We start from the raw sequence: 24,521 nt of genomic DNA, 5'->3' as shown, positions 1-24,521 counted from the left end.
CGTCAGGCGCCGCGGCCCGCGGGTATTTTCTGGGGGGGGTGGGGCGGGGGCGGTTGTTCTGTGGCCCGGTCACCACCGTGACGGCTGTCGGCGGGCGGGCTGGGGGTACCCCTTCCTGCCCCGCGGACGGTCACCACCGGGGCCGGTGTCCTCAAACGCCGGGCGGGCTGAAATGACGCCCACCTGTCCCGCGAGCAGCAGGCGAACCGGGCATACCCCTCCTGCCCCCGCGAAGGGCCTCCACCGCGATGGCTGTCCTCAAACGCCGGACGGGCTGGAGATACGCCGCCTGTCCTGTGAACGGCGGGCGGGCTGGGCATCCCTTCTCCTGTCCCGTGAACGGTCACCACTGGGGCCGGTGTCCTCAAACGTCGGACGGGCTGGAATTGCGTACCCTTGCCCCGCGAGCAGCGGACGAACTGGGCATACCCTTTCCTGTCCCGCGAACGATCACCACCGCGACCACCGTCCTCAAACGCCGGACGGGCTGAAATGACGCCCACCTGTCCTGCGAAGGGAGGACGAGCCGGGGTTGCACCCAACTGTCCCGTGAACGGCGGACGGGCTGGGGATACGCCCCGTGAAGGGCGGACCGGCCGGGGTTACCCGCTCTTCGGGGTGGGCCAGGCGGTCATGGCGGTTTGGGCGACGGCCTCCAGTTCCTCGCGGGTGGCGCCGTCGCGAGCCTGGAGCGACATGCCCTGGACAACGGCGCCCACGAATCGCGCCAGGGCGCCCGCGTCGGTGTCCGGCGGCAGCAGTCCGGCGGCGATGTCCGCCCGTACACGGCTCTCGAACGCCGCGATGTTCGCGTTGCGGCGGTCCCGCAACGCGGCCTCAACCGCCGGATCGGCGCAGTTGAGCGCCGCGCTGATCACCAGACAGCCCGGCGGATGTCCGGGGTCGGTGTAGTCCGCGGCCAGCTCGCGCAGCAGACGCGCGAGGGCCTCGCGTGCGGTCGGGGCATCGTCCAGCCGTGTCGAGCGCCCGGCCGCGTACACCTCGACGACCTCGGCGAAGAGCGCTCTCTTGTCGCCGAAGGCGGCGTACAGACTGGGCGGCCCGATGCCCATCGCCTTCGTCAGGTCGGCGATGGACGTCGCCTCGTAACCGCGTTCCCAGAACGCCGTCGTCGCCTTCGCGAGAGCGGCGTCCCGGTCGAAGGACCGGGGGCGGCCGCGTGGTTTCGTTGCCATCGAGACATTCTATAGCGCCCACTAGAGAATCTGCTAAGGTCCCCCCCATCCGTAAATCTGTATCGATCGCTGAAGAAAGGCTGGGCGCGGGATGCGCAAGCTTGAGGGGAAGACGGCCCTGGTCACCGGGGGCGGCCGTGGCATCGGCCGAGGCATCGCGGAACGGCTGGGCCGGGACGGAGCCCGCGTCGCCGTCCACTACGGCACGAACGAGACCGCCGCGAAGGAGACGGTCACCACGATCGCGGCGGCGGGCGGCAGCGCGTTCGCGATCGGCCAGGAGCTCGGCGTCCCGGGGGACGCGAACGCTCTCTGGGACCAGTATGACCGGCTCACCGGGGGCGCGGGCGTCGACATACTCGTCAACAACGCCGGCATCGGTACGGCCCAGCCCTTCACGAGCGTTTCCGAGGTGGAGTACGACCAGCTCTTCGCCGTCAATGTGAAAGCGCCGTTCTTCCTGGTACGGGAGGGTCTCGGGCGCGTCCGCGACGGCGGCCGGATCATCAACATCTCGTCCGGGCTCGCACGGGCCGCCGTCATGCCCGAGCTGATCGCCTACGCCATGACCAAGGGCGCGCTCGATGTGTTCACCCGCGACCTCGCCAAGCTCCTGGGTCCGAGGGGCATCACCGTCAACGTCGTCGCCCCCGGCATCGTCGACACCGATATGAACGCGACCTGGCTGAGGGCGAGTGACGAGGCATGGCGGCAGGCCGCGTCGCACGCCGCCCTGGGCCGGGTCGGACGCCCCGACGACATCGCGGACGTCGTCTCCTTCCTGGCATCGGAGGACGGCCGCTGGGTCACGGGAGCGTGGCTGGACGCGACGGGCGGGTCTCTTCCCTAGGGCCGTGCCCGCCACCCTGCCGGGCCGACCTGAACAGGGCACCGGGCCGCTCCGGCCGACCGTGTGGGCGCGGGGCGCCACCTCGGGTCCGGATCGCTACGCCCGCGTGGTGTGGCTGAAGCCGAGGAAGGTGAGCCCTTCGGCTTGACAGAGCCGATCGGAGGGGCCGCCGACCTCGGTCTGGAGGAGTTGGTAGGCGGCACCGTGGGACTGGCCCCAGTGCATGGCCGCCCGCCACAGAACGCGCCCCAGGTCCTGACCTCGGGCCTCGGGCAGGACAGCCAAGTACTGGGGCATGAGCTGGGGGCAACGGGCGCACGCAATACCAGCCTCGCCGGCGATTGAGGCGCGGGGGCACGGGGGCAGCGCCCCCGCAAGCACCCGCACACCCGGGGGAACGATCACACCAAGGGGCCCGGCCCGCCGGAGACGTCGCCCCCGGTGACCGGCACCCGCACCCCGCGGCCGGGGCACCCCAGGAGCCCGCGCCCCGTGGTGGAGGGCACGCCACACGCCACAAGCCCCCGCGGCCAAGGGCCCCGTACCCCCCTATCGTGTCTCCGTGATCTTCGCCAGGGCGCGGGGCGCGTCCGGGTCCTGGCCGCGGGCGATGGTGACCTCGTAGGCGAGCAGTTGCAGCGGCAGGATCTCCAGGATCGGCTGGAGTTCCTCGGGCACGCCCTCCGTGGGGAGGACGAAGCCCGCCGACGCCCCCGCCACCTGCGCCGCGGGGCCGATGACGACCAGGTCGGCGCCGCGCCCCCGCAGCCGGTCCAGGACGGGCCGCAGCGCCTCGCCGCCCTTGCCGTCGGTGACGACCGCGATGACGGGCGAGATGTTGTCGACCATGGCCAGCGGCCCGTGCAGCAGATCCGCCCCGGAGTACGACAGCGCGGGGATGTAGCTCGTCTCCATGAGCTTGAGCGCCGCCTCCTTCGCCGTGGGATACCCGTATCCCCGGGAGGTGATCACCATGCGCTCGGCGAACCGGTAGCGCGACGCCAGCTGCCGTACCTCGTCCCTGCGGCCGAGGATCCGCGCCGCCAGATCGGGCAGGACCTGTGCCGGTGAGCCGTCCCCGCCCCCCAGCCCCTCGACGAGAAGGTAGAGGGCCAGCAGCGACGCGGTGTACGTCTTGGTCGCGGGCAGCGCCTTCTCCGGCCCGGCGAGGACGTCGATATGGAACTCGGAGACGGCCGCCAGCGGCGAGTCGGGGTTGTTGGTCACCGCGAGGGTGACCGCCCCGGCCTCCCGCGCCGCCCGGGTGGACGCCACCAGGTCGGGCGAGCCGCCCGACTGGCTGACCGTCACCACGAGGACGTCCCGCAGATCGGGCGTCGCCCCGTACGCCGTGGTCGTGGACATGGAGGTGAGCCCGCACGGCAGCCCCAGCCGGATCTCCAGCAGATACTTCGCGTACAGCGCGGCGTTGTCGGAGGTGCCCCGCGCGGTCAGCAGGACGAAGCGCGGACCGCGGGCCGCGATCGCCTCCGCCACGGAACGGATACGCGGCGCACCCTGGTCCAGGATGCGCCGCAGTACCTCGGGCTGCTCTGCCATTTCGCCGGACATGATCCGGCCCGGGCGCTCGCTCTGTTCGGCCGAATGCGTGGCGGACATGCCGGCTGCCTCCAATGGCATTCCATGTGCCGGGGCGGCGCGCGGCCCTGGGGACCACGGGGACGCGCCCCGGCACAGCACTGTCCGCGTCGGTCAGGCCCCGGCGTCCTTTCCGGTGATGACCTCCGCGGCGGCCCGTCCGCACACGCGGGCGGCGCCATGGGTCGCGATGTGCAGCGCGCCCCTCGGCTCGGCCCGGTTGACACCCATCTCGACGACGACCGTGTCCGGCCGGGCCGCGATCAGCGCGTCCAGGGCGGCCGCCATCCAGGGGTGGCGGTGGACATCGCGTACTACTGCGACGATCCTACGGTCCCCCGCCTTGCCCAGCACGTTCCCCACCAGCGCCTCGTTCTCCCCCGGTTCGCCGGAGCCGGAGTCGGTGTAGGTGCCGGTGGTGGTGCCGGGCAGCATCTCGGCGAGGGCGGGCGCGACACCCCAGGGCGTCTCGTCGCCGACGGCGATATTGGCCTCGGGCGCGAACGCGGCGACGTACGGAGCGCTGGTGACGGGCTCGAAGGGCCCCTCGCCCCGGGTCACCCGGATCGCGCGCCGCGCCGCCACCAGCCCGATGTCGGCGAGGTCGGCCCGGTCGAGGTCGACCCGCAGCCCGTCACGGCCCGCCCCGGAGACGTGTCCGGTGCCGGCGGTGTGTCCGGTGCCGTGCGCGGTCCCCTCCTGCGACTGAGCACCCGGCTCCGCGAGAGCCCCCCGGGCGGTCCGGGTCCAGTCGGCGAGGTCCCGTACCCGCGCCGCCGCGTCCGCGAGCCGCTCCTCGGGCAGATCGCCGTCGCGTACCGCCTGGACCAGCGCGTCACGCAGCCGCAGCACGGTGTCCTCGTCGCACAGCCCGCCGCCGACACAGATCGCGTCGGCGCCCGCGGCGATCGCGAGGACGGAGCCGCGCTCGATGCCGTACACGGAGGAGATGGCCTGCATCTCCATGCCGTCGGTGACGATGAGGCCCCCGAAGCCGAGTTCCTCGCGGAGCAGTCCGGTGAGGATCTGCGGGCTCAGGGTCGCGGGGCGCTCGGAGTCGAGCGCGGGAAGCAGGATGTGCGCGCTCATCACGGCCTTGCTGCCGGCCGCGATGGCCTCGCGGAACGGCGGCAGCTCACGGGCGTGCAGGGTGTCGAGGTCCGCGTCGATACGGGGCATCGCGTGGTGGGAGTCGACATTGGTGTCCCCGTGGCCGGGGAAGTGCTTGACGCAGGCGGCGACGCCGGAGGACTGGAGCCCCTCGACGTACGCGACCGTGTGCCGGGCGGCGAGGGCGGAGTCGGCGCCGAAGGACCGTACGCCGATCACCGGGTTGTCCGGGTTGGAGTTGACGTCCGCGGACGGCGCCCAGTTGAAGTCGACTCCGCAGGCGGCGAGCCTGCGGCCGAGTTCACGGGCGACCTCGCGGGTGAGGTCGGTGTCGTCGACGACCCCGAGCGCGTAGTTGCCGGGGAACGAGGATCCGTCGCGGACTTCGAGCCGGGTGACGTCCCCGCTCTCCTCGTCGATGGCGACGAGGATGTCGTCGCGCTCGGCCCTCAGCTGCGCGGTGAGCGCGGTCAGCTGTCCGGGCGTGGCGATGTTGCGGCCGAAGAGTCCGACGCCGGACAGGCCCTCGCCGATGAGCCGGAGCAGCCACTCCGGCGCCGTGGTGCCCGGGAAACCCGGCTGGAGGACGGTGAGCGCGTCCCGGCCCAGCTGGTCGGTGGCGCGGAGGCCACTGGTCAGAGAAGTCACTGCGATTACCCCTTCACCGCGCCGTCCGTGAGACCACTGACCGCCTTGCGCTGCAGGAACACGAAGAGGATCAGGATCGGGATGGCGAAGAGAGTGGACGCGGCCATCGTGGCGCCCCAGTCGTTGCCGAACGTGGTCTGGAAGCCGGAGAGCCAGAGCGGAAGAGTCTGGTACTCCACCTCCTTGTTCAGCACCAGCACCATCGGAAGCTCGTTCCAGGCGGTGATGAAGCCGAACATCGAGGTGGCCATGAGTCCCGGCGCGAGGAGCGGCAGGATCACCTTGACGAACGCCTGCCGACGGGTGCAGCCGTCGACCATGGCCGACTCCTCCAGTTCCTTCGGCACCGCGGCGACGAAGCCGCGCAGCGTCAGCAGGGTGAACGGGAGGATCATGACCATGTAGAAGAGGGTCAGCGGCACCAGGCTGTTGAGCATGTCGGCGTCACGCACGATGAAGTAGATCGCGATGACCATGACTTCCCAGGGCGCCATCTGGGCCATCATGAAGCCGATGATGAAGCCGCGCCGTCCCTTGAACCGCATACGGGCGAGGGCGAAGGACGCCGCCAGCGCGATGATCAGTGAGAAGACCACCGCGAGGATGGTGACGGTGAAGGAGTTGCGGACGAAGGTCCAGAAGTTGTCCGCGTCGACCGCCGTCTTGAAGTGCTGCATCGTCGGGTTCGTGGGGAACCAGACCGGGGTCTCCGCGACGATGTCCGTGGTCTTCTTGAAGGCCGTGGCGAACATCCAGTACACGGGGAACACAAAGGCGATGGAGAGCAGGATGCCCATCGCGTTGGGCCAGATGCGGCCGAGCAGGGAACGCTTCATCGCTCGTCCTCCTCTTGCTTGAGAACGATCCTGAGGTAGTACGCGGTCAGGAGGAGCATGACCAGGATGGTCAGCATGGCGATGGCGGAGCCCATGCCGTAGTGCTGGTTGCCGATGCCCTCGATGTAGGCGTACACCGGCAGGATCTCCGTGAGGCGGTCGGGACCGCCCCCGTTGATGGTGAAGACCTGGACAAACGCCTTGAAGACCCAGATGATCTCCAGGAACGTCGTCGCGAAGAGGAACGGCCGCAGGAAGGGCATGGTGACCGAGGTGAAGCTGCGCCATGCTCCGGCGCCGTCGAGCGCGGCGGCCTCGTACAGCTCCTTGGGGATCGTCGTGGTCGCCGCGTACAGGTTCAGCGCGACGAAGGGGATCGACCCCCAGACGATCAGGACCCAGACCACGAAGAACGTGGAGAACTGGGTGCCCATCCAGTTGTAGTCGGCCATCGACTCGAAGCCGATCTGGGCGAGGACCCAGTTCACGACGCCGAACCGCTGGGCGAACAGCCACTGGTAGACCGTGGTGGCGGCGACGACCGGCATGGCCCAGGCGAGGACGAGCGCGATCAGCAGGGTGACGCGCATCTTCTTGCCGAGCCGGGCGAGAAGCAGCCCTATCAGGGTGCCGAAGACCATGATCGCCACGACATTGGCCGCGGTGAACAGGATGGAGCGGCCGGTGACCCGCCAGAACTCGGAACCGCCGAGGACATCCTTGTAGTTGTCGATTCCGTTCCACTCGGTGAGATGCTGGATCAGCTGTCTCATATTGAGGTTCTGGAACGACAAGATCCCGTTGTTGACCAGTGGCCAGCCCAGGAAGATCAGGGTGGCGGCAACAGCGGGAAGCAACAGCAGATAGGGCGCGAGGGCGCCCGCTTTACGGGACGCTGAATGCCGGCCCTTGCCCTTCGTGGGGGGGAGGTGTACCTCCGTCGGGCCGGAAGGCGGCCGTTCGGTCTGCACGGTCATGCTCGCCATCTCTTCCTAGGCGCTGGGGAAACGCAGTCGGCGGCCGGGGCGGGACCTCTCGGCCCGCCCCGGCCGCACACCCGATTACTGCTTCTGGGCCAGGCGCTTGTTGAACTCGCCCTCGACCTGCTTGGCGGCGTCGGCCGGCGTCTTGCCGTTCATGACCGCGGTGAGGTACGTCTTGATCGGGTTCGGTGCGTTCTCGACAGCTGCCCACTCGGCGATGAGCGGGGTGGTGCCACCGACCTTCGAGGCCGGCATGGCGGCTTCGGAGAAGGGGTTCCCGGCCAGGTTGGTGTTCAGCGACTCCTTGTTCGGGATGACGCCGCTGAGCTTGGAGAGCTGGCCCTCGTACTTGTCGGAGAGGGCGAGCTTCAGGAACTCCTTGGCGAGGTCCTTGTTCTTGCTCCCCTCCGCGACGGCGAGGTTGGAGCCGCCGAGGAAGACGCCCTCCGGCTTGTCGGCCGTCTCACCCGGGAAGGTGAAGTAGCCGATCTCCTTCTCGATGGCGGGGTTGGCCTTGATCGCCGTCGCCGGCTCCCAGCCCACACCGACGAAGGCTCCGGTCTTGCCCTGGGCGAAGATGTCGGCCTGCTGCGGGGTGGCCTCGTCCTTGTCCTTGGGGGCCTTGGAGTAGGACTGGAACTTCTTGTACACCTCGGCGGCGGCCTGGACCTTGGGGTCGGCGAGGTTGGAGACCCACTTGTCCCCGTCCTTCTTCACCAGCTCGCCGCCCTGGCCGATGACCAGGCCCACGAAGTGGTACCAGTTCTGGCCGGGCATGTAGATCGGTTCCTTGCCCTTGGCCTTGATCTTGTCGAGGGCGGCGAAGAACTCGTCCCGGGTCTTCGGCGGGGCGGTGATGCCCGCCTCCTTGAAGATCGACTTGTTGTAGACGACCACACGGTTGGTGAAGTACCACGGCACGGCGTACTGCTTGCCGTCGAAGACCGAGGCCTCGCTCAGGTTCGCGGCCCAGTCGGCGCCGATGTCCTTCTTCACGTCGGCCAGCTCCGCGAGACCACCGGTCTTGGCGTACGCGGGGGTCTGGGTGTTGCCGATCTCGAAGACGTCCGGCGGGTTCGCCTCGGAGAGGGCGGTCGTCAGCTTCTGCTGGATGCCGTTCCACGCCTGCTTCTCGTACTTCAGCTTGGCGCCGGTCTGCTTCTCGAATTCGGCCGTCAGCTCCGCCAGCCAGGCGTCCGGCGTGGAGCCGTCCATCGCCCAGAACGTCAGGGTCTGACCTTTGTAGCTGCCGGGCCCCTTGGACTCGCCCCCCGTGTCCTTGTCCTTGTCGTCCGAGCCACACGCCGCAATGCTGACCAGCATGCCCGCGACACCGATCGCCGCGATGAGCTTGCGCTTCACGCCACCCTCCTAAGGGATGCCTGCCACCCCCGCCCACCACGAAGCCATACGTGAAGTACTGCCTGGGGCTGGGACCTGGCCTTTAATGGTTTAGACCAGTACCGGGAGCTTGGCCTAGACCTTTAGGACTGTCAAGGCTCGATAAACCCGGCTGTCCAGTCCGTTATCGGACCGACATCTGGGCAGGATCCGGACGAGCCGAATCCACTCCCGCCGAAGGACCACTTGACGTGCAACAAGGCGCCGCCAGGAGGAATGCCGACTCCTGGACTAGACCAACCCTAGTACCAACGGTGTATAAGAAGCAGTGGCGTCCGACTGGAAGAACCCCGTGGGGAGCGCTCGCACTCCCCCGGACCGGCCCGTGCCACGATATGAGCCGCTAGCAACGGAGGAGCCGGTGACGGCAGCAGGACAGCCTGGGAGGCGGGCCATGGCCACCGACGGGGGAAGCACGGAAACCGAGGGCGGTACGGGTGTCCGGGCCGCACGCGTACCCAAGTACTACCGGCTCAAACGGCATCTCCTGGATATGACGGAGACCATGCCACCGGGCACACCCGTACCGCCGGAGCGCACGCTCGCGGCGGAGTTCGACACCTCGCGCACCACGGTCCGCCAGGCACTCCAGGAGCTGGTCGTCGAGGGCCGGCTGGAGCGGATCCAGGGCAAGGGCACCTTCGTCGCCAAGCCCAAGGTGTCCCAGGCCCTTCAGCTCACCTCGTACACCGAGGACATGAAGGCCCAGGGCCTGGAGCCGACCTCGCAGCTCCTCGACATCGGTTACGTCACGGCCGACGACACCCTCGCGGGGCTGCTGGACATCTCGACCGGCGGCCGGGTGCTGCGGATCGAGCGGCTCCGGCTGGCGAGCGGTGAGCCGATGGCGATCGAGACGACCCATCTGTCGGCCAAGCGCTTCCCGGCGCTCCGCCGCAGCCTGGTGAAGTACACCTCGCTCTACACGGCGCTGGCGGAGGTGTACGACGTCCATCTCGCCGAGGCCGAGGAGACGATCGAGACCTCACTGGCGACTCCGCGCGAGGCGGGTCTGCTGGGGACGGACGTGGGGCTGCCGATGCTGATGCTCTCGCGTCACTCGCTGGACAAGCAGGGCGAACCGGTGGAGTGGGTACGGTCGGTGTACCGGGGCGACCGGTACAAGTTCGTGGCGCGGCTCCAGAGGCCGGCGACCTGACCTGTCCGACCAGGTCCGACCTGCGGCCCGGGCCATGCCTGGTCCGACCGGCGGCCGGTTCGTGCAGCCGGAGCCGGCCAACCGGCGTGCTACCGCGAGGTGATGGGCCGGACCACCCGGGCCCCGCGCGCGTCAGGGCCGCCGGGACCGGTCCAGCTCGTACGGGGACGGGCCGTCCCACGACAGCCGTACGCCTCCGCCCCCCGGCGCCTGTCCGGCCGCGGGCGCGGGCGTCACGCGCTCCGGCGAGGGCCGCCGCACCACCTCTCGGGTTCCAGGAGTCGGTGCGGCGGCCCTTTCCGTACCTTGTGCGCGGCCCGCCCGCTCCGTACGGCGACCCTCTCCGTACGCCCGCGCCCGCCCATCGCACATCCGGGTACGTCCATGTGTGCCCCGCAGCGCCCGTACGGTGCCGTGTGTCCCTCGGCGTCCCCTGCGCACCCATGTGTCATCGAGCCCGTTGTGAGGGTTCTCATACGGCCCGTCCGGGCGTCGCGGCGGACTCCGGACGCGGCCGATCCCCGTGTCCGCCAAGGGCCAGGTGCGGACTGGACCCTTCACTCCCCCGGCCGCTCATTCGGCGTCACGACACAACATCTGGTGGGTCCTTCCGGCGAGCGCCCCCACATGTATGCTCATCTCGCTGTCGCCGCAGAGGAATCCGGTGTGAATCCGGAACTGTCCCGCAACGGTGTGCTTCGGTGTGCTTTGTCGCACCCGGCAAGTCCGGCCGTCTGCCGACAGCGCACCCGGCTCGTCCGACCCGGGTGCCGATACGTCCGGGCCTCGCGGTTGGGCCGGTGGACGCCGTGAGCGCTGCCCTGATCCGGGGCGGGCGCCCCCGGTCGTGCCCGATTCCCCCGCCGGCCCGCGAGCCGAGCGAGGGAGAGCACTACGTGACCATCGCGCCAGCCGATCCGGCTTCAGGCACCACGGGGGAGAAGGCACCCAGAGAGGTCCGGGAGGCCCGGGAGGTCTCCGAGCGGATCTCCACGGAGGTCCCCGGGAAGGTCTCCGAGCGGACCACCGGTGAGACCTCGGGCGGGATCCCGGGCGGGGTCCCGGATGAGACCTCCGGCCGGAACTCCGGACGGGCCTCGGACCAGGCCGCCGTGCCGGGCGAGGACGGCCCCGGAACCGCGCTGCTGCGGACCCTGACCGAACTCACCGCCGACCTCCCGGACACCGACCCCGGCCGGGTCGCCGCCGCCGCCCTGCGCGGCCGGCACGCGGGATCGGACGCCGCCGAACTCCACGGGCTCGCCACCGACGCCGCCGCCGGACTGATCTCCGAGGACCCCGCCTACTCGCGGCTGGCCGCCCGGCTGCTGACCCGCACCATCGCCGAGGAGGCCGCCGGCCAGGGCTCGGTGTCCTTCTCCTCCTCGGTCGCGGTGGGCCACACCGAGGGCCTGATCGCGGACCGCACGGCCGCGTTCGTGACGCTGCACGCCGACCGCCTCGACGCGACGATCGACCCGGCGGGCGACGACCGCTTCGGCTACTTCGGCCTGCGGACCCTCTACAGCCGCTATCTGCTGCGCCACCCCATCACCCGTCAGGTGATCGAGACCCCCCAGCACTTCATGCTCCGGGTCGCCTGCGGACTCGCCGAGGACGACGGCACCCGGGCGCTGGACGAGGTCACGGCGCTGTACGGGCTGATGAGCCGGCTCGACTATCTGCCCTCCTCGCCCACGCTCTTCAACTCCGGCACCCGGCACCCGCAGATGTCCTCCTGCTATCTGCTGGACTCGCCGCTGGACGAACTGGACTCGATCTACGACCGCTACCACCAGGTCGCGCGGCTGTCGAAGCACGCGGGCGGCATCGGGCTCTCGTACTCCCGTATCCGTGCCCGCGGTTCACTGATCCGGGGCACCAACGGCCACTCCAACGGCATCGTGCCGTTCCTGAAGACCCTGGACGCCTCGGTCGCCGCGGTGAACCAGGGCGGCCGGCGCAAGGGTGCCGCGGCTGTCTATCTGGAGACCTGGCACGCGGACATCGAGGAGTTCCTGGAGCTTCGCGACAACACGGGCGAGGACGCCCGGCGCACGCACAATCTCAATCTGGCGCACTGGATCCCCGACGAGTTCATGCGCCGGGTCGAGGCCGACACCGAGTGGTCGCTGTTCTCCCCGGCGGACACCCCGGAGCTGGTGGATCTGTGGGGCGAGGAGTTCGACACCGCCTATCGCGCGGCGGAGGCGAAGGGGCTGGCCCGCAAGACCATGCCCGCGCGGGAGCTGTACGGCCGGATGATGCGTACCCTCGCGCAGACCGGAAACGGCTGGATGACGTTCAAGGATGCCGCGAACCGTACGGCCAACCAGACCGCGGAGCCCGGTCACACGGTCCACTCCTCGAATCTGTGCACCGAGATCCTTGAGGTCACCGACGACGGCGAGACCGCCGTCTGCAACCTCGGCTCGGTGAATCTGGGCGCGTTCGTCAGCGGCGCGGCCGAAGGCGGGGAACTGGACTGGGAACGGCTCGACCGGACCGTCCGCACGGCCGTCACCTTCCTGGACCGCGTCGTCGACATCAACTTCTACCCGACCGAGCAGGCGGGCCGCTCGAACACCCGCTGGCGTCCGGTGGGCCTGGGGGCGATGGGCCTCCAGGACGTGTTCTTCCAGCTGAAGCTGCCGTTCGACTCGCCGGAGGCACGGGAGCTGTCCACCCGGATCGCCGAGCGGATCATGCTCGCCGCGTACGAGGCGTCCGCCGAGCTGGCGGAGCGCAACGGTCCGCTCCCCGCCTGGGAGCAGACCCGGGCCGCTCGCGGTGTGCTGCACCCCGACCACTACGGCGTCGAGCCGCACTGGCCCGAGCGCTGGGCCGCGCTGCGCGAGCGGATCGCCCGGACGGGAATGCGGAACTCCCTCCTCCTGGCCATCGCGCCGACCGCGACCATCGCCTCCATCGCGGGGGTGTACGAGTGCATCGAGCCGCAGGTCTCCAACCTCTTCAAGCGCGAGACGCTGTCCGGTGAGTTCCTCCAGGTCAACTCCTATCTGGTGGAGGAGCTGAAGCGGCTCGGCGTCTGGGACGCCGAGACCCGTGAGGCGCTGCGCGACTCGAACGGCTCGGTGCAGGGCTTCACCTGGGTCCCGGCCCAGGTGCGCGAGCTGTACCGGACCGCGTGGGAGATCCCGCAGCGCGGGCTGATCGACATGGCCGCCGCCCGGACGCCGTATCTGGACCAGTCGCAGTCGCTGAACCTCTTCCTGGAGACGCCGACGATCGGCAAGCTCAGCTCGATGTACGCGTACGCCTGGAAGCAGGGGCTGAAGACGACGTACTACCTGCGCTCGCGCCCGGCGACGAGGATCGCCCGCGCGGCCTCCAACGCGTCCAGCGCGTCCAGCGCGGGCGGCGCCGGGGCCGCGAGCACGGGCGGGGCAGCGAACAGCGCCCCCGCCCCCATCCCCGTACAGGCGACGCCCGAGGAGGCCGTCGCCTGCTCCCTCGAAAACCCCGAGTCCTGCGAGGCGTGCCAGTAACGATGTCCGACACCACCAAGAACCTCCTCGACCCGGGTTTCGAACTCACCCTGCGCCCGATGCGCTATCCGGACTTCTACGAGCGCTACCGGGACGCGATCAAGAACACCTGGACGGTGGAGGAGGTCGATCTCCACTCCGATGTGGCCGATCTCGCCAAGCTGTCGCCGGGTGAGCAGCATCTGATCGGCCGGCTGGTCGCGTTCTTCGCGACGGGCGACTCGATCGTCGCCAACAATCTCGTACTGACGCTGTACAAGCACATCAACTCCCCCGAGGCGCGGCTGTATCTGAGCCGGCAGCTCTTCGAGGAGGCCGTGCACGTCCAGTTCTATCTGACGCTGCTGGACACCTATCTTCCCGACCCGGAGGACCGGACGGCGGCCTTCGCGGCCGTCGAGAACATCCCGTCGATCCGCGAGAAGGCGCAGTTCTGCTTCCGCTGGATGGACTCGGTGGAGAGCATCGACCGGCTGGAGACGCAGGCCGACCGCCGCCGCTTCCTGCTGAATCTGATCTGTTTCGCGGCCTGTATCGAGGGACTGTTCTTCTACGGCGCGTTCGCGTACGTGTACTGGTTCCGCTCCCGGGGGCTGCTGCACGGTCTGGCCACCGGCACCAACTGGGTGTTCCGGGACGAGACCATGCATATGAACTTCGCCTTCGAGGTCGTGGACACGGTCCGCAAGGAGGAGCCGGAGCTGTTCGACGACGCTCTGCGGCAGGAGGTCACGGACATGCTGAAGGAGGCGGTGGAGGCGGAGCTCCAGTTCGGCCGCGATCTGTGCGGTGACGGTCTGCCGGGGATGAACACCGAGTCCATGCGCCAGTACCTCCAGTGCGTCGCCGACCAGCGGCTGACCCGGCTGGGGTTCGCGCCGGTGTACGGCTCGGAGAACCCGTTCTCCTTCATGGAGCTCCAGGGCGTCCAGGAGCTGACCAACTTCTTCGAGCGCCGCCCGTCGGCCTACCAGGTGGCGGTGGAGGGGTCCGTCGGCTTCGACGACGACTTCTGATCCGTCCGCCGTCGCGGGCCGCCGTTACGGGGCCGCCATGTCGGGGCCCGGCTCCGCGACGGCGGGGGACCTCAAGCGATCAGCCCGTCGTCCGGGTGAGCGACGACGGGCTGATGGGGTGGCCGGGGCGGTACGGCGGTGTCGTGGTGACGGTTTACGGCAACACGGTGAGGGGCTACACCCCGACACTGTCGAGCCTCCGGTCGGCGACCGTGGCCGACCGGGTGTAGTCGGCGGGGGCGGAGTCGGCAGGAGTGGCGTCGGCGATACGGCGAGGGGTGGCCGGCCGGGGGGCCGAGGGGACCCAGGACTCCGACTCCAGGCGGGCCGCCTCGCGCAACTGGCGGTCGATGGCCCGGTCCCTGGCGTGGCCGAGCAGAGACGGAAGGGTGATCAGCCCCGCGATGGCGAGGACGGCGATGAGGGCGATGGCTGTGTTCATGTGTCCACTGTCGTCCGATCCGGCCCCGTCCGGCAGTGGCAGGACTGCCATGGACCATCGAATTACTGCCATGGCCGTGCGACACTCGGTTCATGCTGAAAAACGTTGCCGTGGCCCTGCTCGACGGAGTGCATCCCTTTGAACTCGGCGTGCTCTGCGAGGTCTTCGGCCTCGACCGCAGAGCGGACGGCATGCCCTACTACGACTTCGCCGTCGTCTCGGCCGAGGGGCCGACACTGAGCACCCACGCGGGCTTCTCCATCAATCCCCTCGTCGGTCTTGAGCGACTGGAGGAGGCCGACCTCATCGCCGTCCCCACGGGCGACGCCTTCGTCGCCCGCGACTATCCCCCGGAGCTGCTGGCCGCGCTCCAGCGGGCCGTCGAGCGGGGCGCCCGTGTGCTGAGCGTCTGCTCCGGGGCCTTCGTCCTGGGCGCGGCGGGCCTCCTCGACGGCCGCCGCTGCACCACCCACTGGCGGCACTCCGACATGCTGATGGAGCGCTTCCCGCTCGCGATCGTCGACCCCGATGTGCTGTACGTCGACACCGGCCCCGTCATCACCTCGGCCGGCACCGCCGCCGCGATCGACGCCTGCCTCCACATCATCCGCGAGGAGCACGGCCCCAAGGTCGCCAACTACATCGCCCGCCGGATGGTCGTCCCGCCGCACCGCGACGGCGGCCAGGCCCAGTACATCGAACGCCCCCTCCCGCGCACCGGGTGCGACACCGTCGGCGACGTCATGAGCTGGATGGAACGCCACCTGGACCGCGAGATGACCGTCGAACAACTGGCCGCCCGCGCCCATATGTCGCCCCGCACCTTCGCCCGCCGCTTCCAGCAGGAGACGGGGACGACCCCGTACCGCTGGCTGCTCCGGCAGCGGCTGCTGCTCGCGCAGGAGCTGCTGGAACAGACGGAGGAGACGGTCGACACGATCGCGGGCCGCAGCGGCTTCGGCAACGCGGCGACCCTGCGCCACCACTTTCTGCGCACCCTCGGCACGACACCGAACACATACCGGCGCACGTTCCGGGGGCCGGTACGGGATACCGTCTGAACGGTCTTGAGCCCGGCCCGGGAATCAGACCGTCGAACATATGTCTGGAGTCTCACCTTCCGGTGAATATCCGTTCCCAACGCGCACTCCCCCGGGCCGCCTTGCGTACTCTCTGCCACAACGAGGACTCACCGTAATCGTCCCTGTGCACAAGGGAGTTGGCGATCATGGCATCCGAGGACGCCGAGAACACGGGAAACGCCGAAGGCACGGAACGCCCCGAGAGCACCGAGAGCACCGACAAGCCGAGAACCCCCTACGGCGCCGAACTCCGCCGGCGCCGTATCGAGGCCGGACTCACCCAGGCGACGCTGAGCGAGCGGGCCTTCATGACCCGCACCCACATCGCCCATATCGAGGCGGGCAGACGGACGCCGTCCCTGGAGGACGCGCGCCGGCTGGACCAGGTACTGGAGACGGGCGGGGTTTTCGTTGCCTTCTGGCCGACACTCAACCAGCGCCCGGTTGCGGTGCACTTCGAGGCGGCCCGGCAGTTCGAACAGCAGGCGAGCGCAATCAGGGAGTACGGGGGGCTGCTGATTCCGGGGCTGTTGCAGACGGAGGGGTACATGCGGGCGCTGTTCCGGTCCCATTTCCCGCCGAAGACTGCGGACAGGTGTGACACGGCGGCAGCCACACGACTGGATCGGGCGCAGATCTTCAATGACCCGATCTCACCCACCTTCATGGCACTGCTGGATGAAGCCGCACTTCGCCGGTCGGTGGGCGGGCCATCGACAATGGCCGAACAGTTGCGTCACATCGTCTCGCTGGGTGAGCGGGACCGTATCCGCGTCCACGTAATCCCGTTCGGAATCGGCAGCCACGCAGTGCTGTCGAGCAATCTGACCCTGACGTGGTTCGACGACATGCCGCCCGTCGCCTACTCGGAGGCTGTGTATACAGGCACTGTCATGGATGAATCGGCGATGGTGTACCAGTGCCAGACCGCCTACGATCTGGCACTGGGTGACGCGCTGTCGCACGACCAATCCCTAGCCCTGATCAAGGCGATCGCAGAGGAATACGAGAATGCCCACCAGTGAAGCACCGGCCTGGCGCAAATCCAGCTACAGCAGTGGAGGCGAGGACAACTGCCTGGAGTTCGCCGACAACGTGCCCGGCACCGTACCCGTCCGCGACACCAAGAACCCCGGCGGACCGGCACTCACCTTCTCCGCCCGCGCATGGAGCACCTTCATCGCAACCGTCAGGCACACGAGCTGATCACAGCGCAGACCAGCGCTCGGCCGGAGTTCCGGCCGAGCGTTTTTACGTCTCCGGACCCGAGTCAGCGCGCGGCGGCGGTGACCGGCTCCTCCGCACGGGACTTCGTCGGGGCCTGGCGTACGGAGCCCGGCCGCAGGGCGAGGAAGATCAGCAGGGCGAAGGCGACGGTCGCGGTGGACGTACGCAGGATGTTGAACATCTCCCAGCGCGCGAGGATGTCCGCGTAGTCGGGCGGGGGCGAGCCGACGGCCCACTTCTTGATCCGGCCGTTGATCGGCACATTGCCGAACCGGGTGATCAGGAAGGACGCGACGGCCAGCAGGCCCGCCGTACCGGCGAGCACCCGTTCGCGGCCTCGTGTCAGGACGGCGAGCGTCCCCGAGGTGAGGATCGAAGCGCCCATCGCCCCCTGCACGGTGATGCCGTTCACCTTCATCAGCTCGGAGTGGAAGGACAGCCGCATATCGAGGGGTACGGCGTCGAAGGTGGGAACGAGGTTGGCCGCGCCGTAACCGAACGCACCGGCGAGCAGGCCGGTGGACAGCAGGGCGAGTCCGTGGACGATTCGGATGCGCACGCGCCTTGTCTCCATTGCTTCGATGCTCATGGGTGGGGGGTGTGACGTCGTAGCGGCTTCCTCACACGGCATCGCCCGCGTCGGCGCGCGGGCGGGGCCGCGATCGCAGGTCACGTGCCACGGGTCACGGGTCGCCGTCGTGGCCGTGTGCTCGCGGGTGGTCTCCGCGAGCCAGCTACGATCTCTTACACACTCGTAAGATATGCAAGCGAGCTAATTTTGACAAGGGTGTAAGAATTGTCTTCGTCACCGTCTCCCCGGCGCCGCCGCGCCGACGCCGAGCGCAGTCGGGCGGCGATCCTCGACGCGGCGATGCGGCTGCTCGTGGAGAACCCGGACGCCGGGATGGGGGCGATCGCCGCGGAGGCGGGGGTGACCCGTCAGACCGTCTACGCCCACTTCTCCACGCGGGACGATCTGCTCACGGCGGTGGTCGACCGCGTCACGGAGGAGACCATGGCGGCGATGGACGCCGCCGCACTCGACGAGGGCCCGGCCTCGGCCGCGCTGGTGAGACTGCTCGATGTCAGCTGGCGGACGTTCGAACGCCATCCCGTCCTGCTGCGGACCGGTTCGGCCTCGATGGACCAGGAGGACCAGCGGGCCCGTCACACCTCGGTCGCCGACCGGCTGACACGGTTGATCGAGCGCGGCCAGGAGGCCGGGGAGTTCGACGCGGAACAGTCCCCGGCCTGGCTGGTGTCGGCGACGATCGCCCTCGGGCACGCCGCCGGTGACGAGGTCAGGGCGGGCCGGATGTCCGTCGCGGAAGCGGCCGAGGCGGCCCGTACGGCCGTACTCCGCGTCGTGGGATCCGGGGGCGCCCACACCGCATGGGACTGACCCCGGGGCTCCAGGGCTCCGGGACTCCGAGGCTCCGGGCCCGCCGGCCGAAAGGTGGCGATCGGAACGGCCAGTGCCTCGCTTGGAGGCCGTACCCAGCCGTCACTTCGCCTCCGGCCCGAACCGGCGCCTGTACGCCGACGGGGTGATACCGGTCTCGCGGCGCATCAGCGTACGCAGATGGGCGGCGGTGCCGAGCCCGCTGCGTCGCGCGACCACCTCGAACCGGGACTCGCCCCGCTCGATCAGCCGGCATGCCAGGGTCAGCCGTTCCCCCGTGAGCCAGTTCATCGGCGTTGTCCCCAGTTGCGCCCGGAATCGGCGATGCAGCGTCGCCGGACTGACCGCCGCGCGCGCCGCGAGGTCGGACACACCGAGCGGTGAGTCCAGCCGTTCCTGGGCCCAGGCCAGGACAGGTGCCAGGGACTCGTCACGCAGGTCGGGTACGGGGCGCTCCACGAACTGCCGCTGGCCTCCGTCCCGGTGCGCGGCGAAGACCAGTCGCCGGCTCACGGAGTTGGCGACCTCCGCTCCGTAGTCGCGGCGGACCATGTGCAGCCCGAGATCGAGGGCAGCCGCACTCCCCGCAGCGGTGAGGATGTCGCCGTCGTCCACGAAGAGCACGTCTGATTCGAGCCGGACGGAGGGGAAGCGGGCCCGGAAGGAATCCGCCCACTGCCAGTGCGCGGTGGCCCGGCGCCCGTCGAGGACTCCGGCCTCGGCCAGTGTGAAGGCGCCGCTGCAGAAGCCGGCCAGACGCGCGCCACGGGAGTGCGCCCGTCGGACGGCATCGAGTACGGCGGGACGGCGGGGGACTTCGATGTCCGGGCGGTTGGGGACGATCAGGGTGTCCGCCGTATCGGCCGCTTCCAGGCCGGCGACTCCCGTGAGCGTGAAGAACCCGTCCCGCATCAGGGTGCGGGGCTCGGGGGAACAGAGCCTGAAGTCGTAGAGATCACGGCCGATCTCCGGTCGGCGCAGACCGAAGAGCTCGGTCGCGCAGCCGAGCTCGAAGGGGTTCGAGTTCTCGTCCACGATCACGACGACCCGGTGCACGCCCGCCGTGTGAGCCGCTTGCGAGGATTCTTTCGCCATATGCGATTCCTAGCACTCACGGCGGCCGTGCGAAACGGCTCAGGATGAGCCCATGAGCAGCGAACCCATCCACCTGAGCAAGGCTCTGGCCTCCTTCGACGCCCTGTGGAGCCCTCGTATCGTCACGCGCGTCAACGACTACGACGTCCGCATCGCCAAGGTCGGGGGCGAGCACATCTGGCACGTCCACGACGACACCGACGAGTTCTTCCTGGTACTCGACGGCGAACTGCGCATCTCCCTGCGCGAGCCCGACGGGGAGCGCACGGTCCTGCTCCCCCAGGGGTCGGTCTTCACCGTCCCCCGAGGTACGGAGCACAAGCCGTACGCTCCGTCCGGCGCCGCGATCCTGATGTTCGAGCCGACCGGGACACCGACCGTGGGCGATCGCCACGATGAGATCCCGGACCATGTGGACGCGACGACCGGGCACGCACTCGACGGCTGAGCCGGCGCCCGCCCCTCTCCGACGCGGGGTCCGGGACGGGCGCCCGGCCGGTGCGGGAGCCGATCACGGCCGGGCCTGCCGGTGCCCCGCGACTAACTCGCACGGGCCCCCGGATCGGTCGGGGCGGGTGGCAGGCCGAGCAGGCCCCGGACGGCCCTGTCGGTGAGTTCGACGTCCCAGGGGGCTCGTCCGGCGAGCTGGATCCCGATCGCCTCGACGGTGCCGAGATAGGCCGCCGCCGTCTCGGCGGGCGGCGGCCCGGGCGGGATCGCCCCGGCCGCGCGTCCGGCGGCGATCCGATCCGCGCAGTCGGCTTCGAGCCGGTCGACGATGTCCGTGATCGCCCGGCCGACCGGATGGTCCTGTCCGGCGAACTCCACCCTCAGCGTCATCATGACGCCCGCCACGTCACGGCGGCAGTAGGCGGCGTGGCCCCGCGCCAACGCCATCAGCCCGTCGACGGGGTCGGCAGCCTCGGCGGCGAGCCGGCCCACCTCGGCGTTCCAGGTCTCCTCGACCCACCGCACCACCGCCAGCGCCAGTTCCTCCTTGTTGGCGAACAGGTGGTACAGGGCGCCACGGGTGTAGCCCGCCTCGCCCGCCACACGGTCCAGGACCAGATTGGCGTACCCGTACGTGGACAGTCCCCGTGCCGCGGCCTCCAGCAGAGCGCTCCTGGTCCGGGCCCGACGGTCCGCCTGGGCCCGGCGGACACCCTTCGCCGTCATCGCCACCCCTTACATACATACGTGAATGTATGTATGTTAGCAGGCGCAGTGCCGCCGGGCGTAAGGAACCGCGGGAAGGAACCGCAGAGGGAGGACGTTTGAACGCCGAACCAGGAGCAGGAACAGGACCAGGGCCAGGGCCAGATCGTGGCGTACACCCGCGTGACGCTGACGCGAAGAAGGGCGCGGCCTCCGTGCCGGCCGTCCACCGGCAGGAGCCGGTGCCCGAGCGGATCCTCGCCCTCAGCACCCTGACCGACCCCGGCTACGCCGACCTCTTCACCATGACCGCCGGGGTACCGGGCAGCTCACCGGAACAGTGGGCGAGGGCTCTGTTCGAAGATGTGGCGGGCCGCGGAGGGCAGTTCGTCTGGCGGGTACTTCTCGGCCTGCGGCTCCGGGCGTCACCGGAGCGGGTGGCCGGATGGCCGATCGCCGGCCGGGGCGAGGACTGGATCAGGCTTGAGGCGCGTTCCTGGTTCCTGACCTGCCATCTCGTCGTCCAGGCCGACGACGAGCACGTCTCGCTCGCCACGTTGATGCGTTACGACCGCCCGGTGGCATCCCGCGTCTGGCCACCGGTGGCCAGGAAGCACCGCCGGTTGGCGCCCGGCCTGTTGCGCGACGCGCACAGCGCCCGGCAGCCGGGCCCGGGCCGATAGGTCCGACGGACACCGGACACGGACACGGCCCCGGCTCGCTGCGGGTCATTACGTCCGTGATGGGCGCGGAAGCGGCCCGTGCCCCGCTTCGGGCGAAGAGGTGATGGCTGCCGGGCCGCCGTCCGGTCCGATCACGGGTTGCCGTCGGCCAGTTCGTCCGCGAGGGACTTCTGCACATAGGCCATGCCTTCCTGGTAGGAAGGGTCGGCGAAGCGCTTGCCCATCTCCTCGGGCGAGACCTCTTCGAGGCGCTGGAAGATCCACCACAGATGGCCCTGGGGGTCGCGGACCCGTGCGGCCAGGTCCCCGAAAGCCAGCTCGGTCGGCTGCGTCACCACCCGGGCGCCGCACGCGACGGCCTTCTCGACCGTCTCCCGGGCGTCCTCGACGTAGACCCTCAGATGCGACGGCAGGCTCGGCCAGTCGGGCCCGCTGTCGAACAGCATCAGAACCGAGCCCGCCACCTCCACCTCCGAGTGACCGACGGTCCCGTCCTCGTTGAGGACACGGGAGCCTCGTTCCTCGGCCCCGAACACCCGGCGCAGGAAGTCGATCTCCGCGTCGGTGTCCTGCGAGATCACCCAGGGATCGATCCGTGAGTAGCCGTCGCCGGGCATGGTCTCCAGCTCATCGTTGGTCGTCATGGGGGGAGCCTAAGCTCATCACCTCGCGTGGGAAACCTATCCCCGGGACCGCCCGGCGCGAGGAGGGACCGACCGCCCGGCGCACGTCCGGGCCCGGCGTCCGGGGCCGAACGCGCCGGTGAGGGGCTCATCCGTGCGCCGGTCTCAGGTCACCAGACGCAGGGGTTCCTCCAGCGCCCGGACCAGCGCGGTCATCCAGCGTGCCGCCAGGGCCCCGTCGATCGCGCGGTGGTCCGCGGCGAGGACGAGCGTGAGACGGGTCGCCACCTCCACGGTGCCGTCGGTGACGACGGGCTCCTGCCGTCCGGCGCCGACCGCGAGGACGGCCGAGTGCGGGGGGTTGATGATGGCCGAGAACTCCTCGACCCCGTACATCCCCAGATTGGTGACGGTGATCGAGCCGCCCTCCAGGTCGCGCTGCTGGAGCCGCCCCTCGTCCGCCTGCTCGGCGTATGCCCTGATCTCCCGGGCGACGGCACTCGGCGACGACCGCTCGACGGAGCGCAGTACGGGGGTGACCAGCCCGCGCCCCGACGCGATGGCGACGGCGATGTCGACGGACGCGTACCGCCGCATTCCCGTCTCGGTCCAGATGACGTTGGCCTCGGGTACGCCGGTGTGTGCGGCGGCCACGGCCAGGACGACGAGGTCGTTCACGGAGATCTTCTGCGGGGAGACCTCGTTGAGCCGCCGCCGCAGGGCCAGGAGTTCGTCGATGCGGGCCGTCCTCTTCAGATAGAAGTGGGGGACGGTCTGCTTGCTCGCCGTGAGCCGGGTGGCGATGGCCCGCCTCAGCCTGCTGTGGGGGACTTCCTCGTACGGGGCGCCGTCCGCGTCCGTCCGCACGGGCGGGCCGGACACCGGGACGGGAACGGCGGGCGCGGGCGGAGCGGGGGTGCCCGCGGGGATCGTCGCCGGGGAGGGGCCGGGAGCACGGCCCCGTACCGCCTCGATGGCCCGTTCCGCGTCACGGCGGACGATACGGCCGTGCGGGCCGGTGCCCGTCACATCGCCGGTGCTGACACCTGCCTCCCTCAGAAGCCTCCGGGCGAGCGGACTGCTGAAGACCCGTTCGGCGGGGGGCGGCTCGGGGGACGCGTGGACGGGTGCCGTGGCGGTGACGGTTCCCGGGGCACTCGCGGTCCCGGCGGGTGTGCTCGCGGTCCCGCCGGGGACACTCGCGGTCCCGGTCCCGGCGGAGACGGGTCCGCCGAGCAGTGCGTCCACCTCGGCTCCCGTCTCCCCCGCCACCCCGACGACCGCCATCGGAGCGCCGATCTCGACCTCCGTACCCCCCGCGACCAGGGCGCGGAGGATGACACCGTCCGTCTCGGCCTCCACCTCGACCACGGCCTTGTCGGTCTCGATGACGACGATGGGGTCGCCCGCCTTGAACGGCACGTTCTCCGCCACCAGCCAGTCGGAAAGAGTCGCCTCACTCGCGCCTGCGGCGACTTCGGGCCACTCGCAACAGCCTTGCCATGTCCTGCTCCATGTCCTCGGATGATCAGCGGGGCGGGGTCAGCCCGCGGCGATGGTGCGCAGCGCGGTGACGACTTCTTCGGTACGGGCGACAGCCGCCCGTTCGAGGACCTGGCTGATGGGGGCGACGCCTCGCCGCCGGTGACGCGCTCGACCGGGGCGTCGAGCCAGTCGAAGAGGCGGCGCTGGATCTCGTCGGCGAGCCGACCGCCGTAGGAGGTGCCGATCGCACCCTGTTCGACGATCACACCCGGTTGGTCTTGCGGACGCTGGCCTCGATGGTCTCCCAGTCGAGGGAGGCCCGGTCCAGCCAGCGCAGATCGATGAGGTCGGCCGGGATCTCCGGCACCTGGTCGAGGGCTTCCAGGCAGTGGCCGACCATCGACAGATAGGAGATGACCGTGAGGTCGCCGCCCTCCCGGCGCAGGGCGGCCCTGCCGACGGGGATCCGGTAGTCGAGGTCGTCCACGGGTGCGATGCCGGTGGAGGCGTAGAGGTCGACGTGCTCGAGGACGACGACCGGGTCGTCGCAGGCGAGCGCGGTGTTCATCAGCCCCACGTAGTCGAAGGGGTCCGAGGGCGCGACCACCCACAGACCGGGCGCGGTGGTCAGCACCCCGGCCGGGTCCATCGAGTGCTGGGAGCCGTATCCCGTACCGGCGGCGAGTTTGCTCCGCAGGACGAAGGGGACGGCGCCGTCACCGCCGAACATGTGCCGTGCCTTGGCTATCTGGTTGAACAGCTGGTCGGCGGCGACCCACATGAAGTCGGCGTACATGAACTCCACGACCGGGCGGAACCGGCCGTCCAGCGCCATGCCGCCGCCGAGTCCGGCGAAGGCGTTCTCGCTGATGGGGGTGCCGAGGACCCGTTCCGGGAAGAGTTCGAGGGCCCGTTTCGTCGCACCGTTCGTGCCGCCCTTGAGGCGGTCGACGTCCTCGCCCAGGACGACGATCCGCTCGTCGGTCTCCATCCGGCGGCCCATCACCTCGCTGACCACGT

At 69.9% G+C, this 24,521-nt stretch carries 23 protein-coding genes, 1 pseudogene and 1 riboswitch; of the genes and pseudogenes, 10 read left to right on the top strand and 14 right to left on the bottom strand.

Going from position 1 to position 24,521, the window contains the following annotated elements; genetic code table 11:
- Positions 1-602: 602 nt before the first annotated feature.
- A complete protein-coding gene (locus ACIBCM_RS11650; protein ID WP_399241844.1) occupies positions 603-1,196 on the bottom strand; it encodes a TetR/AcrR family transcriptional regulator in 594 nt (197 codons plus the stop codon).
- 91 nt (positions 1,197-1,287) lie between these two features.
- On the opposite strand from ACIBCM_RS11650, the gene ACIBCM_RS11645 reads away from it, so the two are divergent.
- Entirely contained in the window at positions 1,288-2,046 is a 759-nt protein-coding gene (locus tag ACIBCM_RS11645; protein WP_399241843.1) for an SDR family oxidoreductase, read from the top strand.
- Positions 2,047-2,142: 96 nt separating this feature from the next.
- On the opposite strand, the pseudogene ACIBCM_RS11640 reads toward ACIBCM_RS11645, so the two are convergent.
- The 6 genes and pseudogenes from ACIBCM_RS11640 to ACIBCM_RS11615 form a co-directional block, all read right to left on the bottom strand.
- Positions 2,143-2,352: pseudogene (locus ACIBCM_RS11640) on the bottom strand (GNAT family N-acetyltransferase); the annotation flags it as partial.
- Between the two features lie 243 nt (positions 2,353-2,595).
- Positions 2,596-3,666, bottom strand: coding sequence for an SIS domain-containing protein (locus tag ACIBCM_RS11635; protein ID WP_399241842.1), 1,071 nt, complete (start codon positions 3,664-3,666; stop codon positions 2,596-2,598).
- A gap of 93 nt (positions 3,667-3,759) precedes the next feature.
- Positions 3,760-5,403, bottom strand: coding sequence for a glycoside hydrolase family 3 protein (locus tag ACIBCM_RS11630; protein WP_399241841.1), 1,644 nt, complete (start codon positions 5,401-5,403; stop codon positions 3,760-3,762).
- A gap of 5 nt (positions 5,404-5,408) precedes the next feature.
- Positions 5,409-6,239 carry a carbohydrate ABC transporter permease gene (locus tag ACIBCM_RS11625; protein ID WP_399241840.1) on the bottom strand — a complete coding sequence of 277 codons (831 nt, stop codon included), beginning with the start codon at positions 6,237-6,239 and terminating at the stop codon, positions 5,409-5,411.
- Positions 6,236-7,216 carry a carbohydrate ABC transporter permease gene (locus ACIBCM_RS11620; protein WP_399241839.1) on the bottom strand — a complete coding sequence of 327 codons (981 nt, stop codon included), beginning with the start codon at positions 7,214-7,216 and terminating at the stop codon, positions 6,236-6,238. Before ACIBCM_RS11620 ends, ACIBCM_RS11625 begins: the two co-directional genes overlap by 4 nt.
- An 84-nt stretch (positions 7,217-7,300) precedes the next feature.
- Positions 7,301-8,584 carry an extracellular solute-binding protein gene (locus ACIBCM_RS11615; protein ID WP_399241838.1) on the bottom strand — a complete coding sequence of 428 codons (1,284 nt, stop codon included), beginning with the start codon at positions 8,582-8,584 and terminating at the stop codon, positions 7,301-7,303.
- Positions 8,585-9,017: 433 nt separating this feature from the next.
- Between ACIBCM_RS11615 and ACIBCM_RS11610 the strand changes: the two genes are divergently transcribed.
- The 3 genes from ACIBCM_RS11610 (at position 9,018) to ACIBCM_RS11600 (ending at position 14,307) form a co-directional block, all read left to right on the top strand.
- Positions 9,018-9,782, top strand: coding sequence for a GntR family transcriptional regulator (locus ACIBCM_RS11610; RefSeq protein ID WP_399241837.1), 765 nt, complete (start codon positions 9,018-9,020; stop codon positions 9,780-9,782).
- 660 nt (positions 9,783-10,442) lie between these two features.
- Positions 10,443-10,512, top strand: a riboswitch (cobalamin riboswitch).
- 166 nt (positions 10,513-10,678) lie between these two features.
- Entirely contained in the window at positions 10,679-13,291 is a 2,613-nt protein-coding gene (locus ACIBCM_RS11605; RefSeq protein WP_399241836.1) for a ribonucleoside-diphosphate reductase subunit alpha, read from the top strand.
- 2 nt (positions 13,292-13,293) lie between these two features.
- The gene (locus tag ACIBCM_RS11600) at positions 13,294-14,307 is read left to right on the top strand and encodes a ribonucleotide-diphosphate reductase subunit beta (protein WP_399241835.1); all 1,014 of its coding nucleotides are present in this window, start codon (positions 13,294-13,296) and stop codon (positions 14,305-14,307) included.
- Between the two features lie 175 nt (positions 14,308-14,482).
- Here the strand turns inward: ACIBCM_RS11600 and ACIBCM_RS11595 are convergent, their stop codons facing one another.
- Positions 14,483-14,749, bottom strand: coding sequence for a hypothetical protein (locus ACIBCM_RS11595; RefSeq protein ID WP_399241834.1), 267 nt, complete (start codon positions 14,747-14,749; stop codon positions 14,483-14,485).
- Between the two features lie 92 nt (positions 14,750-14,841).
- Between ACIBCM_RS11595 and ACIBCM_RS11590 the strand changes: the two genes are divergently transcribed.
- The 3 genes from ACIBCM_RS11590 (at position 14,842) to ACIBCM_RS11580 (ending at position 17,037) form a co-directional block, all read left to right on the top strand.
- Positions 14,842-15,810, top strand: coding sequence for a GlxA family transcriptional regulator (locus ACIBCM_RS11590; protein WP_399241833.1), 969 nt, complete (start codon positions 14,842-14,844; stop codon positions 15,808-15,810).
- 167 nt (positions 15,811-15,977) lie between these two features.
- Positions 15,978-16,856: a Scr1 family TA system antitoxin-like transcriptional regulator gene (locus ACIBCM_RS11585; RefSeq protein ID WP_399241831.1), complete on the top strand. Its 879-nt coding sequence runs from the start codon at positions 15,978-15,980 to the stop codon at positions 16,854-16,856.
- Positions 16,843-17,037 (top strand): DUF397 domain-containing protein, encoded by a 195-nt coding sequence (locus tag ACIBCM_RS11580; RefSeq protein WP_399241830.1) that lies wholly within the window; start codon positions 16,843-16,845, stop codon positions 17,035-17,037. Before ACIBCM_RS11585 ends, ACIBCM_RS11580 begins: the two co-directional genes overlap by 14 nt.
- Before the next feature lie 64 nt (positions 17,038-17,101).
- On the opposite strand, the gene ACIBCM_RS11575 is transcribed toward ACIBCM_RS11580, so the two are convergent.
- Entirely contained in the window at positions 17,102-17,647 is a 546-nt protein-coding gene (locus ACIBCM_RS11575) for an anthrone oxygenase family protein (RefSeq protein ID WP_399241829.1), read from the bottom strand.
- Positions 17,648-17,854: 207 nt separating this feature from the next.
- Between ACIBCM_RS11575 and ACIBCM_RS11570 the strand changes: the two genes are divergently transcribed.
- Positions 17,855-18,460: a TetR/AcrR family transcriptional regulator gene (locus ACIBCM_RS11570; protein WP_399241828.1), complete on the top strand. Its 606-nt coding sequence runs from the start codon at positions 17,855-17,857 to the stop codon at positions 18,458-18,460.
- Positions 18,461-18,562: 102 nt separating this feature from the next.
- On the opposite strand, the gene ACIBCM_RS11565 is transcribed toward ACIBCM_RS11570, so the two are convergent.
- Complete coding sequence (locus tag ACIBCM_RS11565) at positions 18,563-19,555, bottom strand: GlxA family transcriptional regulator (RefSeq protein ID WP_399241827.1); 993 nt, start codon at positions 19,553-19,555, stop codon at positions 18,563-18,565.
- A gap of 52 nt (positions 19,556-19,607) precedes the next feature.
- Between ACIBCM_RS11565 and ACIBCM_RS11560 the strand changes: the two genes are divergently transcribed.
- A complete protein-coding gene (locus ACIBCM_RS11560; RefSeq protein WP_399241826.1) occupies positions 19,608-20,003 on the top strand; it encodes a cupin domain-containing protein in 396 nt (131 codons plus the stop codon).
- Between the two features lie 92 nt (positions 20,004-20,095).
- Here the strand turns inward: ACIBCM_RS11560 and ACIBCM_RS11555 are convergent, their stop codons facing one another.
- On the bottom strand, positions 20,096-20,731 hold the full coding sequence (locus ACIBCM_RS11555) for a TetR/AcrR family transcriptional regulator (RefSeq protein WP_399241825.1): 636 nt from the start codon (positions 20,729-20,731) through the stop codon (positions 20,096-20,098).
- A gap of 194 nt (positions 20,732-20,925) precedes the next feature.
- On the opposite strand from ACIBCM_RS11555, the gene ACIBCM_RS11550 reads away from it, so the two are divergent.
- Positions 20,926-21,393 (top strand): hypothetical protein, encoded by a 468-nt coding sequence (locus ACIBCM_RS11550; RefSeq protein WP_399241824.1) that lies wholly within the window; start codon positions 20,926-20,928, stop codon positions 21,391-21,393.
- Between the two features lie 131 nt (positions 21,394-21,524).
- Here the strand turns inward: ACIBCM_RS11550 and ACIBCM_RS11545 are convergent, their stop codons facing one another.
- The 3 genes from ACIBCM_RS11545 to ACIBCM_RS11535 all read right to left on the bottom strand — a co-directional run bounded on the left by ACIBCM_RS11545 (position 21,525) and on the right by ACIBCM_RS11535 (position 24,519).
- Positions 21,525-22,037, bottom strand: a complete 513-nt coding sequence (locus ACIBCM_RS11545) for a VOC family protein (RefSeq protein WP_399241823.1) — start codon at positions 22,035-22,037, stop codon at positions 21,525-21,527.
- Between the two features lie 144 nt (positions 22,038-22,181).
- The gene (locus tag ACIBCM_RS11540; RefSeq protein WP_399241822.1) at positions 22,182-23,450 is read right to left on the bottom strand and encodes a dihydrolipoamide acetyltransferase family protein; all 1,269 of its coding nucleotides are present in this window, start codon (positions 23,448-23,450) and stop codon (positions 22,182-22,184) included.
- 313 nt (positions 23,451-23,763) lie between these two features.
- Positions 23,764-24,519: an alpha-ketoacid dehydrogenase subunit beta gene (locus tag ACIBCM_RS11535; RefSeq protein WP_399241821.1), complete on the bottom strand. Its 756-nt coding sequence runs from the start codon at positions 24,517-24,519 to the stop codon at positions 23,764-23,766.
- Positions 24,520-24,521: the final 2 nt, after the last annotated feature.

The sequence above is a fragment of the Streptomyces sp. NPDC051018 genome (assembly GCF_044456085.1).
Taxonomy (GTDB): Bacteria; Actinomycetota; Actinomycetes; order Streptomycetales; family Streptomycetaceae; genus Streptomyces.
Note: the sequence above shows the minus strand (reverse complement) of the source record. Positions and strands in the feature narration are given on the sequence as shown.

What these genes read in the sequence shown, in the direction of transcription:
- ACIBCM_RS11650 (WP_399241844.1), bottom strand. Translation starts at nt 1,196, where the DNA reads ATGGCAACGAAACCACGCGGCCGCCCCCGGTCCTTCGACCGGGACGCC.
- ACIBCM_RS11645 (WP_399241843.1), top strand. Translation starts at nt 1,288, where the DNA reads ATGCGCAAGCTTGAGGGGAAGACGGCCCTGGTCACCGGGGGCGGCCGT.
- ACIBCM_RS11635 (WP_399241842.1), bottom strand. Translation starts at nt 3,666, where the DNA reads ATGTCCGCCACGCATTCGGCCGAACAGAGCGAGCGCCCGGGCCGGATC.
- ACIBCM_RS11625 (WP_399241840.1), bottom strand. Translation starts at nt 6,239, where the DNA reads ATGAAGCGTTCCCTGCTCGGCCGCATCTGGCCCAACGCGATGGGCATC.
- ACIBCM_RS11620 (WP_399241839.1), bottom strand. Translation starts at nt 7,216, where the DNA reads ATGACCGTGCAGACCGAACGGCCGCCTTCCGGCCCGACGGAGGTACAC.
- ACIBCM_RS11610 (WP_399241837.1), top strand. Translation starts at nt 9,018, where the DNA reads ATGGCCACCGACGGGGGAAGCACGGAAACCGAGGGCGGTACGGGTGTC.
- ACIBCM_RS11600 (WP_399241835.1), top strand. Translation starts at nt 13,294, where the DNA reads ATGTCCGACACCACCAAGAACCTCCTCGACCCGGGTTTCGAACTCACC.
- ACIBCM_RS11595 (WP_399241834.1), bottom strand. Translation starts at nt 14,749, where the DNA reads ATGAACACAGCCATCGCCCTCATCGCCGTCCTCGCCATCGCGGGGCTG.
- ACIBCM_RS11590 (WP_399241833.1), top strand. Translation starts at nt 14,842, where the DNA reads ATGCTGAAAAACGTTGCCGTGGCCCTGCTCGACGGAGTGCATCCCTTT.
- ACIBCM_RS11585 (WP_399241831.1), top strand. Translation starts at nt 15,978, where the DNA reads ATGGCATCCGAGGACGCCGAGAACACGGGAAACGCCGAAGGCACGGAA.
- ACIBCM_RS11580 (WP_399241830.1), top strand. Translation starts at nt 16,843, where the DNA reads ATGCCCACCAGTGAAGCACCGGCCTGGCGCAAATCCAGCTACAGCAGT.
- ACIBCM_RS11575 (WP_399241829.1), bottom strand. Translation starts at nt 17,647, where the DNA reads ATGAGCATCGAAGCAATGGAGACAAGGCGCGTGCGCATCCGAATCGTC.
- ACIBCM_RS11565 (WP_399241827.1), bottom strand. Translation starts at nt 19,555, where the DNA reads ATGGCGAAAGAATCCTCGCAAGCGGCTCACACGGCGGGCGTGCACCGG.
- ACIBCM_RS11560 (WP_399241826.1), top strand. Translation starts at nt 19,608, where the DNA reads ATGAGCAGCGAACCCATCCACCTGAGCAAGGCTCTGGCCTCCTTCGAC.
- ACIBCM_RS11555 (WP_399241825.1), bottom strand. Translation starts at nt 20,731, where the DNA reads ATGACGGCGAAGGGTGTCCGCCGGGCCCAGGCGGACCGTCGGGCCCGG.
- ACIBCM_RS11545 (WP_399241823.1), bottom strand. Translation starts at nt 22,037, where the DNA reads ATGACGACCAACGATGAGCTGGAGACCATGCCCGGCGACGGCTACTCA.